This is a genomic window from Empedobacter stercoris (genome assembly GCF_020281205.1).
Taxonomy (GTDB): Bacteria; Bacteroidota; Bacteroidia; order Flavobacteriales; family Weeksellaceae; genus Empedobacter; species Empedobacter stercoris.
The window spans coordinates 60,152-77,301 of sequence record NZ_JACXZC010000001.1; the positions used below are offsets into that span (position 1 = coordinate 60,152).

At 31.0% G+C, this 17,150-nt stretch carries 16 protein-coding genes; 9 read left to right on the top strand and 7 right to left on the bottom strand.

The features are described from left to right. Nucleotides 1-87: 87 nt before the first annotated feature. From IF125_RS00330 to IF125_RS00340, 3 genes are read right to left on the bottom strand one after another with little or no spacing between them, the layout of a single operon-like run. Nucleotides 88-795, bottom strand: coding sequence for a hypothetical protein (locus IF125_RS00330; RefSeq protein WP_225541128.1), 708 nt, complete (start codon nucleotides 793-795; stop codon nucleotides 88-90). 60 nt (nucleotides 796-855) lie between these two features. Beyond that, nucleotides 856-1,578 (bottom strand): tRNA threonylcarbamoyladenosine dehydratase, encoded by a 723-nt coding sequence (locus tag IF125_RS00335; protein WP_171621934.1) that lies wholly within the window; start codon nucleotides 1,576-1,578, stop codon nucleotides 856-858. Nucleotides 1,579-1,589: 11 nt separating this feature from the next. Then, the gene (locus tag IF125_RS00340; protein WP_188319164.1) at nucleotides 1,590-2,249 is read right to left on the bottom strand and encodes a TatD family hydrolase; all 660 of its coding nucleotides are present in this window, start codon (nucleotides 2,247-2,249) and stop codon (nucleotides 1,590-1,592) included. Between the two features lie 201 nt (nucleotides 2,250-2,450). Between IF125_RS00340 and IF125_RS00345 the strand changes: the two genes are divergently transcribed. Further along, nucleotides 2,451-3,899 carry a T9SS type A sorting domain-containing protein gene (locus IF125_RS00345; RefSeq protein ID WP_225541129.1) on the top strand — a complete coding sequence of 483 codons (1,449 nt, stop codon included), beginning with the start codon at nucleotides 2,451-2,453 and terminating at the stop codon, nucleotides 3,897-3,899. A 101-nt stretch (nucleotides 3,900-4,000) separates the two neighbouring features. Then, the gene (locus IF125_RS00350) at nucleotides 4,001-5,407 is read left to right on the top strand and encodes a DHA2 family efflux MFS transporter permease subunit (RefSeq protein WP_225541227.1); all 1,407 of its coding nucleotides are present in this window, start codon (nucleotides 4,001-4,003) and stop codon (nucleotides 5,405-5,407) included. 52 nt (nucleotides 5,408-5,459) lie between these two features. Here IF125_RS00350 and IF125_RS00355 read toward each other — a convergent pair whose 3' ends face one another. Beyond that, complete coding sequence (locus IF125_RS00355; protein WP_171621937.1) at nucleotides 5,460-6,500, bottom strand: asparaginase; 1,041 nt, start codon at nucleotides 6,498-6,500, stop codon at nucleotides 5,460-5,462. Between the two features lie 128 nt (nucleotides 6,501-6,628). Here IF125_RS00355 and IF125_RS00360 point away from each other — a divergent pair, with 128 nt between their 5' ends. The 5 genes from IF125_RS00360 to IF125_RS00380 all read left to right on the top strand — a co-directional run bounded on the left by IF125_RS00360 (nucleotide 6,629) and on the right by IF125_RS00380 (nucleotide 11,885). Continuing rightward, nucleotides 6,629-7,465: a hypothetical protein gene (locus tag IF125_RS00360; RefSeq protein WP_225541130.1), complete on the top strand. Its 837-nt coding sequence runs from the start codon at nucleotides 6,629-6,631 to the stop codon at nucleotides 7,463-7,465. 63 nt (nucleotides 7,466-7,528) lie between these two features. After that, entirely contained in the window at nucleotides 7,529-7,984 is a 456-nt protein-coding gene (gene lysM, locus IF125_RS00365; RefSeq protein ID WP_225541131.1) for a peptidoglycan-binding protein LysM, read from the top strand. Nucleotides 7,985-8,131: 147 nt separating this feature from the next. Then, entirely contained in the window at nucleotides 8,132-8,974 is an 843-nt protein-coding gene (locus tag IF125_RS00370; RefSeq protein ID WP_225541132.1) for an OmpA/MotB family protein, read from the top strand. An 88-nt stretch (nucleotides 8,975-9,062) separates the two neighbouring features. After that, nucleotides 9,063-10,361 (top strand): cation:proton antiporter, encoded by a 1,299-nt coding sequence (locus IF125_RS00375; RefSeq protein ID WP_225541133.1) that lies wholly within the window; start codon nucleotides 9,063-9,065, stop codon nucleotides 10,359-10,361. 138 nt (nucleotides 10,362-10,499) lie between these two features. Continuing rightward, entirely contained in the window at nucleotides 10,500-11,885 is a 1,386-nt protein-coding gene (locus IF125_RS00380; protein ID WP_225541134.1) for an AAA family ATPase, read from the top strand. Between the two features lie 39 nt (nucleotides 11,886-11,924). Here IF125_RS00380 and IF125_RS00385 read toward each other — a convergent pair whose 3' ends face one another. Genes IF125_RS00385 through dnaN form a run of 3 tightly spaced genes read right to left on the bottom strand, consistent with a single transcriptional unit; the run spans nucleotide 11,925 to nucleotide 15,954 of the window. Then, complete coding sequence (locus tag IF125_RS00385) at nucleotides 11,925-12,356, bottom strand: META domain-containing protein (protein WP_225541135.1); 432 nt, start codon at nucleotides 12,354-12,356, stop codon at nucleotides 11,925-11,927. Nucleotides 12,357-12,369: 13 nt separating this feature from the next. Further along, nucleotides 12,370-14,799 carry a phenylalanine--tRNA ligase subunit beta gene (pheT, locus tag IF125_RS00390; RefSeq protein WP_225541136.1) on the bottom strand — a complete coding sequence of 810 codons (2,430 nt, stop codon included), beginning with the start codon at nucleotides 14,797-14,799 and terminating at the stop codon, nucleotides 12,370-12,372. A 36-nt stretch (nucleotides 14,800-14,835) separates the two neighbouring features. Continuing rightward, nucleotides 14,836-15,954 carry a DNA polymerase III subunit beta gene (gene dnaN, locus IF125_RS00395; RefSeq protein ID WP_171621945.1) on the bottom strand — a complete coding sequence of 373 codons (1,119 nt, stop codon included), beginning with the start codon at nucleotides 15,952-15,954 and terminating at the stop codon, nucleotides 14,836-14,838. A gap of 269 nt (nucleotides 15,955-16,223) precedes the next feature. Here dnaN and IF125_RS00400 point away from each other — a divergent pair, with 269 nt between their 5' ends. Then, complete coding sequence (locus tag IF125_RS00400; RefSeq protein ID WP_225541139.1) at nucleotides 16,224-16,502, top strand: GNAT family N-acetyltransferase; 279 nt, start codon at nucleotides 16,224-16,226, stop codon at nucleotides 16,500-16,502. 6 nt (nucleotides 16,503-16,508) lie between these two features. After that, a complete protein-coding gene (locus tag IF125_RS00405; protein ID WP_225541140.1) occupies nucleotides 16,509-17,135 on the top strand; it encodes a carbonic anhydrase in 627 nt (208 codons plus the stop codon). Nucleotides 17,136-17,150: the final 15 nt, after the last annotated feature.

Sequence of the window (17,150 nt, forward strand, 5' to 3'; positions counted from 1 at the left end):
CTCTTTTGACTAATTTACAATATTTATCCATACAAAAAATCCACTTCTCTCAAAGTGGATTTTAAAATATGTAGAAATTAAATTTTCTTAAAACTCAGCAAAAAAAGCTTCTACTTTTTCTACGCCGTTTGCATCAAGAGCTTCTAATAATTCTTTCTTGATTTCCGTTAATTCTTTCTTTTTCGCTTTTTTCAGAACTGGTTTAGCCGTTTCTAAAAAGTTTTCGATTTGTTCTAATCCTCGAGAGCTTAAGAATTTTTCATCTGTTTTTTTCAATTTAGCATACACTTGCACCAACATTTTACATTGTTCTAAAGCCAATGCATATTCTTTTACAGTTTCTAATGTAATCATGTAATGCAACATCAATTGTACAGAAGGCATATTGCGTTGATGACCAAATTTTGTGTATTTTTCTAATGCAATTCCGAAACATTCTTGACTACGTTCGATGTTTTTATTTAAAGCTGCAGAAATGACAACATTAAACCAATCGTCTGAGTTATCTGAATTCTGAGCTAAATCAAAGAAAGCATTGTCAGCATTTTCAAAATCTTGTAAGCTATAATAGGATAAAGCAATCAATTTTTTTGCGTCATATAATTGTTTTGGGTCTTTTGCATCCAATAAACCTTCACAAACTTTGATACACATCTCGAAATTACTATTTCCAAATAAATCTCTCGCCGTATTCAACAACGAATTAGTCGCATTCTGCTCCAACGCCTGCTCGTACATAAATTGACGTGCTCTCAAAACATCTTCGTATGTGATATAATCGTAATTGATTTTCATTTTTTTAGTCTCTTTGTTAATTTGCAACTAAATTACTTAAATCTTTAAGAAAGTAGTTAATTATTTATCATTTTTTAATAGATGTCGAATCACTGTTTCAGCAGCATGCAACCCGAATAAACCTGGCATCCACGAATTGGTTCCATAAAAAGATTTTTTATAGTTTTTACCATCCGTTAATTTTACCGATAATTCATCAGGAACTTCTGTTGAAAAAACAGCTTTTACACCTTTATTAATGCCTTCTTTTTTTAATCGTTTTCGTACATTTTTTGCCAAAGGACAAACATCTGTTTTACTAATATCACGCACCTGAACTTTACTTGCCAAATATTTTCCTCCTGCACCCATATTACTAATTACTTTCACTTTTTTGCGTTTTGCAGCTAAGATCAAATTAATTTTTGGGGTAACAGAGTCGATACAGTCTAAGACATAATCAAAATCGGGTGTAACGATTTCGTGTGTACGTTCTGGACTCAAAAATTCGTTGATACGTGTTAAGTCTAATTCAGGATTAATATCCATCAAACGATCACCAACAATATCTACTTTATGTTGTCCAATTGTCGAATGTAAAGCGGGTAATTGACGGTTAATATTTGTAATATCTATTGTATCGCCATCCACAATTGTCATTTTACCAACGCCTGCACGTGCAATAAATTCTGCGGCAAAAGAGCCAACACCTCCTAAACCTACGACTAAAACGTTAGAATTTTTAAGGTTTTCTAAACCTTCTTTTTTGAATAATAATTCAGCTCTTTCTTGCCAAACTGCCATTGAAATATATTTTATTTTGATTGAACTTCGTAACCGAAAATCGTTTTCCAATTTTCTGCTTGTTGAAGTTGTAATTCTTCGATTGTTATTTTTCTCAAATTTGCTGCAAATGCATAAATTTCTTTTATCGGAATTTCGCTTGCATCATTTTCTAAAAAGAATTGATTTGCAGAAATTTTTGCAAATATAATTTGTAAGTTTTTGTTAGAAAGAAGATTTTTACCAAAAGATACAAAACAATTTTGCACCAAAATCTGATGGAGTAATTGTTCGTTCTTGTTGAAACCATGAAACATAAACGGAATCGTTAATTTCATTTTTTTGCGAATCTGTAAGATTTCTTGATAAGCACGAACCGAATGTATAATCACAGGAATTTTAAATTCTTCCGCAATCTTTAATTGTTGTTCAAAAACCTCGATTTGTAACTTAAAATCTGTTTCGCACAATTTATCTAAGCCAATTTCTCCGATTGCTAAACAATTTTTATTTGAAAGATTTTGTTTAATAAGTCTTATTTCTTCTTCTATTGATGAGGTTTTGATATAAGCTGGATGAATTCCAATAGAAAATAGCTTTACGCTATTATTCAGCTTATTCGGAAATTGATTGTACAATTCTAAAACCGTTGAATCGTTAGATAGATGATGTGTATGCGCGTTGAGAAACATGTTTATTGCTATAATAATTACAAAATTAAGTATATCTGTATGATTATGGAATTTTGTTTTAAAATAAAATTTTGTTTTTATATCTTGCTTATAATTAGTTCAGTAAGTGATTGTAATTACTTAAAATAAATGGAGTTATTATTTAGTTTTATAGTTGTTAAAGTTTTAAATAATAATATATTAGTGTTTAAATCACAAAATATGAAAAAAACACTATTTACAATTTTCTTAACTGCACTAATGACTGGTGTACCTTTATTTGGGCAAACTGGAAAAGCACCTAATTTACTTGAATCATCAATTCAAAAAGAGTTAACAAATAAAGGAACTGAAAATTTTCCGACTACTGAATGGATAGACTTTACAGATGTTAGTTGGTACAATTCTACTTCAACATCTTTTACTTTGAGTAATGCGGAACAGCTTTCTGGTTTAGCTAAGTTGGTGTATGATGGAAATGATTTTTCGGGAAAAACGATAATACTTTCGAATGATATTGATGTCGGAAAACATTTATGGACTTCGATTGGATACTCATATCAAAAACCTTTTTCAGGGATATTTTTGGGGAATAATCACACCATTAAGAATGTTTTTATTAATAGGCCAACGGGAGATTTTGTTGGTTTCTTTGGTCAAGCATTCAAAGCTTCTTTAAAAGATTTAAAACTTGATAATGTAATCATAAGAGCCAAAGGAACAGCTGGTTGTTTTGTAGGAAATCTTTCTACGAATAGCTCGGCAGAGAATTGTCACGTTACTAATGGAGAAATTATAGGTACAGATTATAATGTAGGTGGATTTGCAGGAAGCCTTTTAACAGAGTCTTTTGCAACTAATTCATCTTTTGAAGGTTATGTAGAAGGGATTAATCAAATAGGTGGATTTACAGGAAGTTTATGGGACAAAGCTACTGTTACAAAATCTTTTGCCAAAGGAACAGTTAAAGGAGAATATATTATTGGAGGATTCGTAGGTTTTACAACGATGGCATTTGGTCCAAATAGAACGAACGTAGTTAAAGATTCATATTGTATTACAGATGTTGAGGCAAATATTGAAAGAGCTGGTGGTTTTGTAGGATATGCGCAATTTGCTTTGAATGTAGAAAATTCTTATGCTGTAGGTAATGTTGCTTCACCAATAGCTGTAGGTTCTTTTGCTGGAATGGTAGGGAATGCAGAGTTTAAAAATGCACATTTTGACAAGACAGTTTCCACTATTGATGCGGTTGGAGTTTTAGAGATGGAAGGTATGTTGGTTGATATTACTGGAAATATAACTTCTGTAATGAAAAATGAAACTTTCGCTGAGATATTAAATGCTTCAAATTCTGATAAACCTTGGCGAATAGTTAATGGATTAAATGATAATTATCCAGTACTGAATTTTCAAAATTTGGGTATTCAGGAGTATACATCCAAAGAGCTTAATCTTAAAATTTATCCAACAATAACAGAGAAGTTACTACATATACAATCAAATGCGAAAGTGTTAGATTATAAAATTTATGATATTAATGGACGAATAATTCCAATTAATAATAAAAAAATGAAAGAAATAGATGTTTCATCTTTTACCAAAGGAGTATATATTATTTCTGTTTCTACAATCGAAGGAACTAAAAATTTGAAGTTTATTAAAAAATAAATTATAGAAAAAAAAGGCCTAAATATTTTAGGTCTTTTTTAAAATCGAACAAGGAAGTAAATAGTAACTAAAAAGGAATAGAATTTGCTACAATGACCACAATGAATTCTAATCATATTTTAAATCCAAAAATGTTAAAATATTTGCCATGGCTTGGTGCGATGGCAATTTTTATGCAATCTTTGGATGGTACAATTTTAAATACCTCTTTACCTACAATTGCCAAAGAATTAGATAAATCTCCTTTAGAAATTCAATCAATTATTGTGGCATATACGTTAACAGTAGCCTTGTTAATTCCTTTGAGTGGATGGCTCTCAGATAAATATGGAACAAAAAAAGTTTTTCAATCCGCGATTATTATTTTCACCATTGGTTCAGCTTTATGTGCGTTTGCAACAAGTTTACCTTTTTTAGTTATTTCGAGGATTATTCAAGCAATAGGTGGTGCAATGATGGTGCCTGTTGTTCGCTTGGCGATTTTGTACGCTTATCCTAAAAGTGAATTGTTGAAAGTAATCAATTTTATTACTATTCCTGGTTTAATTGGACCTCTTTTAGGTCCTACTATCGGAGGTATTTTAGTTGAAATATTATCTTGGCATTGGATTTTTATCGTGAATATTCCATTTGGAATTTTAGCTCTTTGGATGACAAGTTTTGCATTGCCTGATTTTAAACATCCTGTATTCAAATTTGATATCAAAGGTTTAATACTTTTCAGTGGAGGTGTTACAGTTCTAACTTTGATAATGGAACTTACTTCAACTCGGGTGATTGGAATACAAACAGTGTTAGCGTTAACTGTTGTTTCTATTTTTTTAATTGGATTATATATCTATCATGCGAAACATAAACAACATCCTTTAATAGATTTGAATTTGTTTAAGATAAGAACGCTAAAAATTGGAATAATCGGTAATCTAATTACACGTTTAGGAATTGGAGGAATACCTTTTCTTATTCCGTTATTGTTGCAAGTAGGGTATGGGTATACTGCTACTGTAGCAGGATTAATCATGATTCCAGCTGCAGCAAGTAATATTATTGCAAAATCTTTTGTAGTACCAATTGTAAATAAATTTGGATACAGAAATACGTTGATAGCAAATACGATTATTTTAGGGTTAATTATTTGTCTGTTTTTCTTTTTAGAATCACAATCGCCCATTTATTATATTATTCCATTGATGATTTTGAACGGATTTTTCAGTTCGATTCAGTTTACAGCTATGAATACCATTTCTTTAGCCGATTTGAATGAAAAAACCTCAAGCGAAGGAAATAGTTTGTTAGCCGTAACACAACAATTATCGTTGACTTTTGGAATTTCTGTCGCAGCTCTAATATTAGGTTTTTTTAGAGATATGAAAGGGTTAACGAATGGTGTAGAAGTACAAGCCTTTCGTTATTCATTTTTAGCAATGGGTGTAATGACGATTCTATCAACCTATATCTTTTTCAAGTTAAAAGAATCTGATGGCGCTTCGATGTCAGGGAAGAAATAATGAACATAAAAATCTCTACTTTGTAGAGATTTTTATGTTGATATCATTTAAATTAATCATTGTAAAAATGATGACGAAGTTCTCCTTTCAGATTTGTTTCGTATTGTTTTTTAAATTCTTCTTTCGAGAGGTTTTGTCCTAATAAGTAAATCGCTTTTGTAATAGCAGCTTCCATAGTTAAATCAAAACTCGAAATTGCACCCATATTCAATAAAGCATCACTTGTTGCGTAACGTCCAAGTTCTACCATTCCACCTGCACATTGCGTATTGATGATGAGATGAATTTCATTATTGGTAAGTTCTTTTAATAATTCGATGAACCAATCGTCAGTGAAAATATTTCCAGTTCCAAAAGCTTCAATAATAAACGCTTTCATATTTGGCGCTTTCAAAACACTTTCGATAAAAGAGCGATTCATACCAGGGAAAATCTTTAATACACCAACATCAGCATTAAGATTTTTATTGATACTAAGTTGATCTGTAACTGTATTTTTAAACAATAAATCTTCTTTAACTTCTAAATGAACACCAGAAACTCCTATAACTGGATAATTAGGTGATTCGAAAGCATCAAAGTTTTCTGCATTAATCTTAGTTGTTCTATTTGCACGGAATAATTTGTACTCAAAATACACACATACTTCTTTGATGATTGGTTGATTATCTTTTTTCAACGATGCTAATTGAATAGACGTGATCAAATTTTCTTTGGCGTCAGTTCGCAAATCTCCAATTGGTAATTGAGAACCAGTAAAAATGATTGGTTTCTCAAGATTATCAATCATAAAACTCATTGCAGATGCCGTATACGCCATCGTATCTGTACCATGTAATACAACAAAACCATCATAGTTTTCGTAATTTTGCTGAATTGTTTCGGCAATTTCTATCCAATATTTCGGTTTCATATCAGAAGAATCAATTGGCGTTTCGAAACTATGATAATCGAAAGAACAGTCCAAAAGGCTTAATTCTGGAATTCTCTTCAATAAATTATCAAAATTAAAAGGTTTTAAAGATTGATCGCCATAGTCTTTGGCCATTCCAATTGTACCACCTGTATAAATCAATAAAATTTTTGTCTGCATGGGGTTTTGATTAATTTCTGGATAAAATTAACCATTCTAAAAAATCTGTACAATACCTTTTCAAAAACGCTCATAATTTGCTAAATTGGGTAAAATAATTGTAAATAGAACTTTAAAATATAAACTTGATGAAAACATTACTTTTAGCCATTACAACTTTGATTACCTCTGTCGCTGTTTTTGCACAATCTGATGAAGGATTATTTGAAGTAGAATATGAAATGAATGGACAAGATTTAAAATCATTTGCTTTTTCGACGGATAATTGTGCTCAAAGTTTGATTGTAAAATCGTGGGAAAATTGGGTGACAAACAAAGAAGGAGCTTCAGGATTTCTTAAAAAGCATGAAGCCAATAATATCAAGTTCAAGAATTCGCAAGATGTGTATAAATCAGTTATTAGCTTAGTGGAGGAAGAAAATGGGAAAACAACTGTGATTAATACATTGACAGATCAAAATGGAATGACATTTAATAGTCATTCTGCAGAATTTGATTTGATTTATAATCAATTACAGGATTTAGCCATCAAAACAAAACAAAGTTGTGTACGAACTGAATTGAAATTAGCAAATGAAAATATGATTCGTTTAACAAAAGAGAATGCGGATGCGCAAATAAAGAAAGGAAGCTCGATCAAATCATATTTAAAAAATAGTAATACACTTCTAAAATTAGAAAGTAAAAAGCAAGCCTTAGGCGATAAATTGGATTTAGTTGTGAATCAATTAGAACGAGAATCTGATGATATAATGATGGATGGATTGATGAAGAAAAAAATTAAAACTGAAAACGCTTTGCGTACAATTGAAGATCAAGTTGTTTCATTGAACGGAAAAATACAAATAGAAGAGGATAAAGATAAAGGACTTGATGCAAAGATTAATCAATTAACAACTCAAATTCAACAACAGCGATTGATGAGCGAAAATTTGAAAAAGAAATATTCATCAATTGCACGATAATTGTAAGAGAAATAGTATACTTACTAAAAATCAACAAATAAATATTATTAAAATCAACTCACTATGGGATTATTTTCATTTATTAAAAATGCCGGAGAAAAAGTCTTCGGAGGAGCGGAAACTCCAGAAGAAAAAGCAGCTAAAGTAAAAGAACAAGTAGCAAAACAAGGTTTTGATTTATCAGGAGTTACATTTTCTGCTGATGGAGAAAAAATTGTGGTTTCGGGACAAGTTCTGGATATCAACGAAAAACAAAAAATCTTAGCAACAGCAGGAAACATTGATGGAGTAGAAGCAGTAGAAGATCAATTAACGTTAAAAACACCTTTAAAAATTGAAATTCCAGATATTTCTAAAACAATGTACACTGTGCAAAGTGGAGATTCTTTATCTAAAATTGCCAAACAAGTTTATGGAGATCCAATGCAATATCCAAAAATTTTCGAAGCAAATAAACCAATGTTAAAACACGAAGATAAAATTTATCCAGGTCAAGTGTTGTATATCCCTCAGGATTAATAGAATAGGGTTTAGATAAGATATTAAAACTCCTACAACCTTACGATTGTGGGAGTTTTCTATTTTTACAGCATGGTTTTTGAGGAATATTTAGTTCCAATAAAAAATAATAACATATATTCGTATAACTGAAATAAAAAAATAATTATGAAAGTTTCAATTTTGCCAGTAGCGGTTATCGCTGCTTCAACTTTATTTAGTTGTGTGAGTCAGAAGAAGTATGATGAATTACAAAATAAATTCAATTCTGCTTATTCTGAGAACCAAGGATGTCAAACAGAATTAGCTGTAGCGAAAGCCAAATTAGCTAATTACGAGGCTAATCAAGATCAATACGAGAACACAGTTCAGAGTGAAAGAAACCAAATTAAACAATTACAAGAGCAATTGAAAAATTGTATTAATGGTGGTTCTAAAAATGTGTCTGAATTAGTTAACGAGATCAATCAATCGAATAAATACATCAAACACTTGATTGATGCAAAAAGCAAATCAGATAGTTTGAATATGGTTTTAACAAACAACTTAACTCGTTCTTTATCAAGCAACGAAGCAAAAGATGTTGATGTAAAAGTATTAAAAGGTGTGGTGTATATTTCATTAGCAGATAATATGTTATATAAATCTGGTAGCTATGAGATTTCACCTGCTGCAGGAGAAACTTTAAGTAAAATTGCAAAAATCATCAATGATTATAAAGACTACGATGTATTGATTGAAGGTAACACAGATAATGTGCCAATTTCTAAACCAAACATCCGTAACAACTGGGATTTATCTGCTTTACGTGCATCATCTGTTGTACAAGCATTACAAAACCAATACGGTGTAGATGGAAAACGTTTAACAGCTGGTGGTCGTGGAGAATACAACCCATTAACTACGAACGCTACAGCAGAAGGTAAATCTCAAAATCGTCGTACACAAATTATTATCTTACCTAAATTAGATCAATTTATGGATTTAATTGGACAAGCTCCAAAAAACTAATTAGATAAATAATTCAAATTATTATAAAAAGAGCCACTCTAAAGTGGCTCTTTTTTTGTAACTTTTTCAAAATTTTTAATCAACACCAATGGAACTATATTATTCTTTTTCGGTTCTTATTGTTCTTGCAGCATTATTTTCTTATGCGAATCTTCGATTCTTGAAATTACCAGGGACAATTGGAATTATGATTATCGCAATGCTAGTTTCTGTCGCCATTCGTCTATTAGGTGATAGTTATTTTCCAGATGCAACAAAAGACTTTTTTCAATTATTTAAAAGCCTCGATTTTAATGAAATATTAATGGGGGCAATGCTTAATTTTTTGCTTTTTGCAGGTGCAATGCATGTTAATATTCTTGATCTTAAAAATTTGAGGTGGACTATTGCGACCTATGCTACAATTTCGGTAGTGATATCTGCCTTTATCATTTCAGCAATTTTATATTACATCGCACCATATTTCGGTATACAAATTCCGTATATCTATTGTTTGTTATTCGGAACATTGATTTCTCCAACTGATCCAATTGTCGTTTTAGGAATTTTAAAACAAGCAAAAGTTCCTAAAATTATCGAAACAAAAATTACAGGAGAATCGCTATTTAATGATGGTGTAGCGGTAGTAATGTTTGCTGTAGTTTTACAAATTGCAACCAATCCAAACTTTGATGCAGATTTTGTAAGTGTTTCTAAGTTATTTTTAATGGAAGCAGGTGGAGGAATTATACTTGGACTTTTATTAGGTTTTACAGCTGCCAATTCGATGAAAAAAATCGATGATTACAAAGTTTCAGCTCTGATTACACTATCTATAGTAATGGGAGGATTTTTAATAGCTAAAGAACTTCATGTTTCAAGTCCATTGGCAATGGTAATTGCTGGTTTAATTATCGGTAATTATGGAAAAAAAGTGGCAATGAGTAAAACTACTCAAGATTATCTTGCTAAATTTTGGGAATTGATCGATGAAATAATGAATGCAATTTTATTTCTTTTTATAGGTTTCGAATTGTTATTAATAGAAGATTTGATGGGGCAGATTTTACTTGGAGTCGTAGCTATTTTTATTGTTTTATTATCGCGAATGTTATCCATAATAATTCCGGCGCGTACTATTTTACGAAAGAACACCTATTCAAGAGGTTCGTTAATTGTATTGGTTTGGGGAGGAATTCGTGGTGGAGTTTCCATTGCATTAGTACTTTCGATGCCAAATTCTGAATGGAAAGATTTGTTATTAGAAATTACATACATCGTTGTTTTATTCTCGATCGTTATACAAGGTTTGACTGTTGGTAAAGTCGCAAATCGTGTATTAAAGGAAGAGGTAGATGAAGCAAATAAAGAAGAAATGGATGAATATCTTCATTCGTCAAAATTATAGATCTGAAAAATATATTAATTAAACAAACAAGCGCATCCATAGATGCGCTTGTTTGTTTAACAGAAGTTTAGAAATTAAAAAGATCTAGTTTGTGAATTAATCTCTATTTTTAATAGAAATTAGAACAAACCACAAAAAATGAAACTAAAAGATTTATCTAATCAACTCGAAATATCTTTAGGAAGTTTACAAAATTTTATCAATGATTTTAATATTGATTTGAGTTTTTGTATCGATGAAAATTTTAACGTAACACAAAACTTTCTTGATTTTTCGGAGAAGAACAAAGATTTTCTGAAAAAATATGCCGAAGATTATTCTAAGGAGAAAACAATAGAGGAAATAGCTAAAACAATTGGAGCTAAAGAAGAAGATGTTCTTCATTTTTTTGTTTCAAACGGGATTCCAGAAAATGTTGCTAAACAAATGAAAACTGGAGTTTCAAGTTATTTGATACATTCTTACATTGGAGGAAAATATCCGTTTATAGAAAAAGCTTTTCCACAGTGCGAAGATTTTTCTGGAAAATCATTAGTCGGTTATACCGATTTATATTTTTATTTAACAGATATGTTAGATCCTTTTATCAGTAAAGATCAAGTGGAAAGATGGGGGATTTCGAAACCTGCAGGAATGGTTTTATATGGACCTCCAGGAAGTGGAAAAATATATTGGGCAAAGAAAATAGCGGATATGATTGGTTATGATTTTGTACATGTTTTTAACGATTATTTAATTGGAAATTTTGATTCTAAGAAAAATAAATTTTCTGATTTTCTTTCGAAAAAAATGAATCAACCCAATACACTTTTGTTTATTGATTCGTTTGATGAATTGTTGCATTCTTCGTCTGATAACAGTATTTCTCCAGAAATGATAGATTTATTTTATTCAGTTTTGAGACATATTCAGAAGAACGATAGACAAGAATTATTGATTGTAGGAGCGGTCGAATCATTGTCTACTTTGAATGATGAAATTGTAGCTCCAGGACGTTTTGATATGCATATTCCAATTTTTCCTCCAACTTTAGATGAACGAATTCAATTGATTTTACATCATTTGACGGCTAATTTAGCATCGGATTCGCCGTTGTTAACTATTTTGAAAAATCAAAATGCATTGAACAAAGATTTTTGGACTCCTTATGCTGCAGAAATGAGATTGTTTTCGAATACAATGTTGATCGATTTTACTCAATCCTTAAAAAAACGTTTGTATGCTTTGTTTAGAAAAGATGAAACGAAAAATATTATGATGACAGAAAAGGTTTTGTTTTCAGCTTTTCAGGAAGCAAAGTCAAAATTAACACCAGATTATTTGAGACATTGTGCAATTTTTGTAAATGAGGCTAAGCAAAATGTTGGACAAGATTTTCCGCATCGTTTGATTGAATTGAATGCAGATTTAGAGTTTTATTTAACGACAAAAGAAATACCAATCACAAAAATTGGTTTCAAACAAAGTGATGAATCAGTTGAATTAAATACAAATCAATCCTCAGTAGAAAATAATGAAGTATAAAAAAAGCTCCCAAATTTGGGAGCTTATATTTCTAAAAAACTAAATCGTTTTAAATTTTAATAATAAAATATTGCCTTTGTAAAGATGTAATTCCTTTCCAGAAATTTCATAACGGTTTACGTTTTTCAACATCGATAAAAATGCTTTTTCTTCTTTTAAATTTGGACAAGCCATTTTAGTTTCAGAAAAATTTACAAAGCTTGTTACGCCACTAACTTTTGTAAAAGAAGCATTGAAATTATTGCAACCCGCAAATCCACTTACAGTAGAATTCGCTTCGTCAATTAGTATCATCACATCTTTTTCGTACAAACCTTTTACGATATTATTGTCATTCATCAAATACCAGTTTTGATTTGAAATCGAAACATCTCCTTTTGATTTTAATCTTGCAGTGTTAGTTGTAGAACATGAAGTTACTACAAAACTCATTAAAATAGTTGCTGAAATTAGGGTTACAATCTTTTTCATTTTTCGGAATATTTTATCTCAACTCAGCGTTGAATTTTTCTTGATACAATTTGATTAATTTATTCATTAAACCATCAATTTCTTGATCGTTCAATGTTTTATTTTCGTCTTGAATCATAAAACTTAACGCATATGATTTTTTACCAGCAGGTAATTTATCACCTTCATAAACATCGAATAAATTAACCGCTTTCAATAAGTTTGTTTTAATTTCTTTCGCTGCTTTAAAAAGATCGTCATACTTCACAGTAGAATCGATTAGCAACGCTAAATCTCTACGAGAACCAGGGAATTTAGAAATTTCTTTGTATTTTAAATCGTGTTTATTTGCTAACGCAATCATTGTATTCCAATTTAATTGAGCAAAGAAAACATCTTGATTTACACCTAATTTTTTCGCTAATTTTTTGTTGATGATTCCAAGCTTTCCTAATGATTTTTTACCAGAAATAAATTCAATCCCATCCAAGAAATTATCATCTTTTGCAGGCACTTCATCCGTTACTTGAATATCTAATCGAACAAAAATTTGTTTGATTAATCCTTTGATATCAGCAAATGAAGCTTTACGTAAATTTCCAGTCCAAGATTCGCTATTAAAGTTTCCTGAAAGAACGATTCCTAAACATTTATTTTCTTCATAAATACCATCAATTTTACGGTAAACATTTCCGAATTCGAATAATTTAACATCCGAATTACGACGGTTAATGTTGAACGCTACATTTTCTAATAATCCATTCAATAATGTACGGCGCATAACTGCTAAATCAGCTGAAAGCGGATTTAACATGGCAACACTTTCTCCTTCTGGATAAAAGAAAACTTCTTCGTATTCTTTCTTCGTTAATGAGTTATTCATCGCTTCATTAAATCCGAAAGAAATCAGTTGACGTGCAATAAAATCTTCTATTTTATCTGGGCTAACTTTTTGATTTGGAACGTAAGAAAAAGAGAATTTAGAAGGGATTTCGATGTTGTCATACCCATAAATTCTCAAAATATCTTCGATCAAATCCACATCACGTAAGACATCTACACGATAAGCAGGAACTTCTAAATTTAAAACGTCATCATTTTCTGATAAGATTTTGATTTCTAAGTTCTCTAAAATTGTTTTGATTTTAGCTTCAGGAATTTCAACGCCTAATAATTCGACAACTTTTCCTAAACGTAATTTTACGTTAAAGTTTTCTATTGGATTTGCGTAAATATCATCAATATTTGAAGCAATTTCTGCTCCTGTAATTTCAACTAACATCAACACTGCTTTTTTCAATGCATCAACTGTGATATTAGGGTCAATTCCACGTTCAAAACGGAAAGAAGCATCTGTATTCAATCCATGTGCTTTTGCACCTTTACGAATTGTTACAGGCTCGAAATAAGCTGATTCTAAGAAAATAGAAGTTGTTGTTTCAGAAACGCCTGAATCTTTTCCTCCAAAAACTCCCGCAATACACATTGGATTGTTTTCGTTGCAAATCATCAATTCGTGTCCTTTTAATGTTCGCTCAACGCCATCTAAAGTAGTGAATTTTGTTCCTTCAGCTAATTTCTGAACAATGATTTTATTTCCTTCAATTTTATCAGCATCAAAAGCATGTAAAGGTTGACCTAAATCGTGTAAAATATAATTGGTAATGTCCACAACATTGTTAATTGGAGATAATCCAATGACTTTCAAACGATTTTTTAACCAATCAGGTGATTCGGTAACTTTTATATTTTTCAAGTAAACACCAGCATAACGCGGTGCTGCTGCTGTATCTTTTACTTCGATAGAAATTGGGTTTTGACCTAAATCCGTTGTAGGATAATTAGATACATTATACGTATTGAAGGTAGAGTCAATTTTACGTGTTTTAAGCGCTGCGTGTAAATCACGAGCAACACCAAAATGAGACATTGCATCTGCACGATTTGGTGTTAAACCAATTTCTATTTCATGGTCAATTTCATCATTTTTTCCGAAAAGATCAAATGTAGAAGTACCTGGTTTTAATTCTTCTGGTAAAACTAAAATTCCAGAATGATCAGTACCGATTCCTAATTCTACTTCAGAACAAATCATTCCAAAAGATTCTTCACCACGAATTTTAGCTTTCTTAATTTTAAAATCTCCATCTGGAGAAGGTAAAACTGTTCCGACAGTTGCTACAGGTACATTTTGTCCTGCTGCAACATTAGGAGCACCACAAACAATTTGTGTTTCTTTTCCGTCTCCTAAATCTATTTTAGTAACTTTTAATTTATCTGCATTTGGATGAGGTACAGCTGATAAAACTTTACCAACTAATACAGTTTCCAAGTAATTTTTAGCTCCACCTACTTGTTCTACTCCTTCTACTTCTAAACCTGTACTTGTTAGTGTAGCAGATACTTCATCAAGTGTTATATTAGTATCAATGTAGGTTTTTAGCCAATTGTATGAAATTTTCATTGTATTGTAAAAATGAATTTTATGTATTCTTGTTCATTATGCGTTAAGCATAACTGGCATAACTAACATTAAGATTTCTTCGCCATCCTCAAGTCCATCAACCGGTTTGATGATTCCTGCGCGATTTGGTTCAGACATTTCTAATGTTATTTCTTCTGATTGTAAATTATTTAGCATTTCAATTAAGAAACGAGAATTGAAACCGATTTGTAAGTCAGTTCCGTTATAATCACAAGGAAGTCTTTCTTCTGCTTTGTTTGCAAAATCGATATCTTCCGCAGAAATTGTTAATGAATTTCCGACTAATTTTAATCGAACCTGATTGGTAGTTTTGTTCGAGAAAATAGCCACTCGTTTTAATGATGTTAAGAATAAATTTCTGTTAATCGTTAATACGTTTGGATTTTCTTTTGGAATTACGGCTTCATAATTTGGATATTTACCATCAATTAAACGACAAGTAAGCACGATATTCTGAAAAGAGAAACGTGTATTTGTATTGTTATATTCGATGATCACATCGTCATTATTTCCTCCTAAAATATTTTTCAATAAGTTAAGTGGTTTTTTTGGCATTATATAATCTGCAGCTTGTAAATTGTCTAAACCATTGCGTGTATATTTCACCAAACGATGGGCATCTGTTGCAACAAAACGGAAAATATCTGCACTTGCTTGGAAGAAAACTCCCGTCATAATAGGACGTAATTCGTCGTTTCCAGTCGCAAAAATTGTTTTGATAATTGCTTCTGATAAAATGCTTGCACTAAGTGTTGTAGAACTTGCATCTTCTATATCTGGTGTTTGTGGATATTCGTTTGCGTCTTCAAATGCTAACTGATAATTTCCTTGTTCTGAAACAATTTCCAACGTATTTCCTTCTTTCTGGATAAAAGTAAGTGGTTGAGCTGGAAAAGTTTTCAACGTATCTGTTAAGATTTTTGATGGAATAGCAATTTTTCCGTTGTCATTAGATTCAACTTCTAACGTCGTAGAAATAGTCGTTTCCAAATCAGAACCTGTGATCGTTAATTGGCTACCGTCCAATTCGAATAAAAAATTATCAAGGATTGGTAAAGTATTATTAGAGTTTATTACTCCTCCGATTAAGTTAACATTTTTTAATAACGTGTTGCTCGATACAATAAATTTCATATGAAGAATCTTTCCTTAAAATATCTAACAAATGTAATAAATAATCAAGTAAAAAACTCATACCTATACATTAAATATTATATCGAAGGGTTTGTTGTTGATAATCAATTAGAAAGCTGATTTTTAAAAGAATATTTTTATTTGTATCAATTTTCTTTGATTAAAAAACTTTTCGACCTTAAATTTGTCTGGTATTTATAGATATTTAACAATTATTAGGGGCTTTATCTCATCTAAAAAGAGTAATTTAATCTCAAATATAAACTGCAATGAAGATCGAATTAAATTTAGAAGGAAAGAATGGCGTTTTTGTTATGACTGACGATAACAACAAAGAGGTAGGCGAGCTTACTTTTATGTTGAAAGAGGAACAAATGATTGTCAATCATACTGGTGTTAATCCTGGATTGAGAGGGAAAGGTTTAGCCGAAAAATTAGTGTTAGAAGCTGTAAAATACGCAAGAAAAAATCAGTTGAAAATCATACCGTTTTGTAGTTATGTAAGTGTTTACATTGGTAAGCATCCCGAGTTACAAGATGTAATTTAAAAAATTATGAATTTAAAAAAAGTTTTCGAACACAATCAAGAATGGGTTAATAAACGTTTAGGTCAAGATGAACACTATTTTGATAAACTTTCGGCAGGACAAAATCCTGAAATTCTTTATATTGGTTGTTCGGATAGTCGTGTTACAGCGGAAGAATTATTAGGTGCTGAACCTGGAGAAGTCTTTGTTCACCGTAATATTGCAAACATGGTCATTAGTTTGGACATGAACACAACGTCGGTTTTGGCTTATGCGGTAGAGCATTTAAAAGTGAAACATATTGTGGTTTGTGGGCATTACAATTGTGGAGGGATTAAATCTGCCATGATTCCAAAAGATTTAGGAATTATGAATCCTTGGTTAAGAAATATACGAGATGTGTACCGTCTACATTCAGAAGAATTGAATGCAATTGAAAATGAAGGAATGCGTTACAACCGTTTAGTAGAGCTAAATGTACAAGAACAATGTGTCAATGTGGTTAAAAATCCTTTCGTGCAACGCGCCATGGAAAATGGATTAATTGTACACGGTTGGGTGTTCGATTTGTTTACAGGGAAATTAATTGATCTGAATCTTAATTTCGATTTAATTCTTGAGAACATCAAAGAAATTTACGATATCAACGAATAGCTTTTAACATTTTAT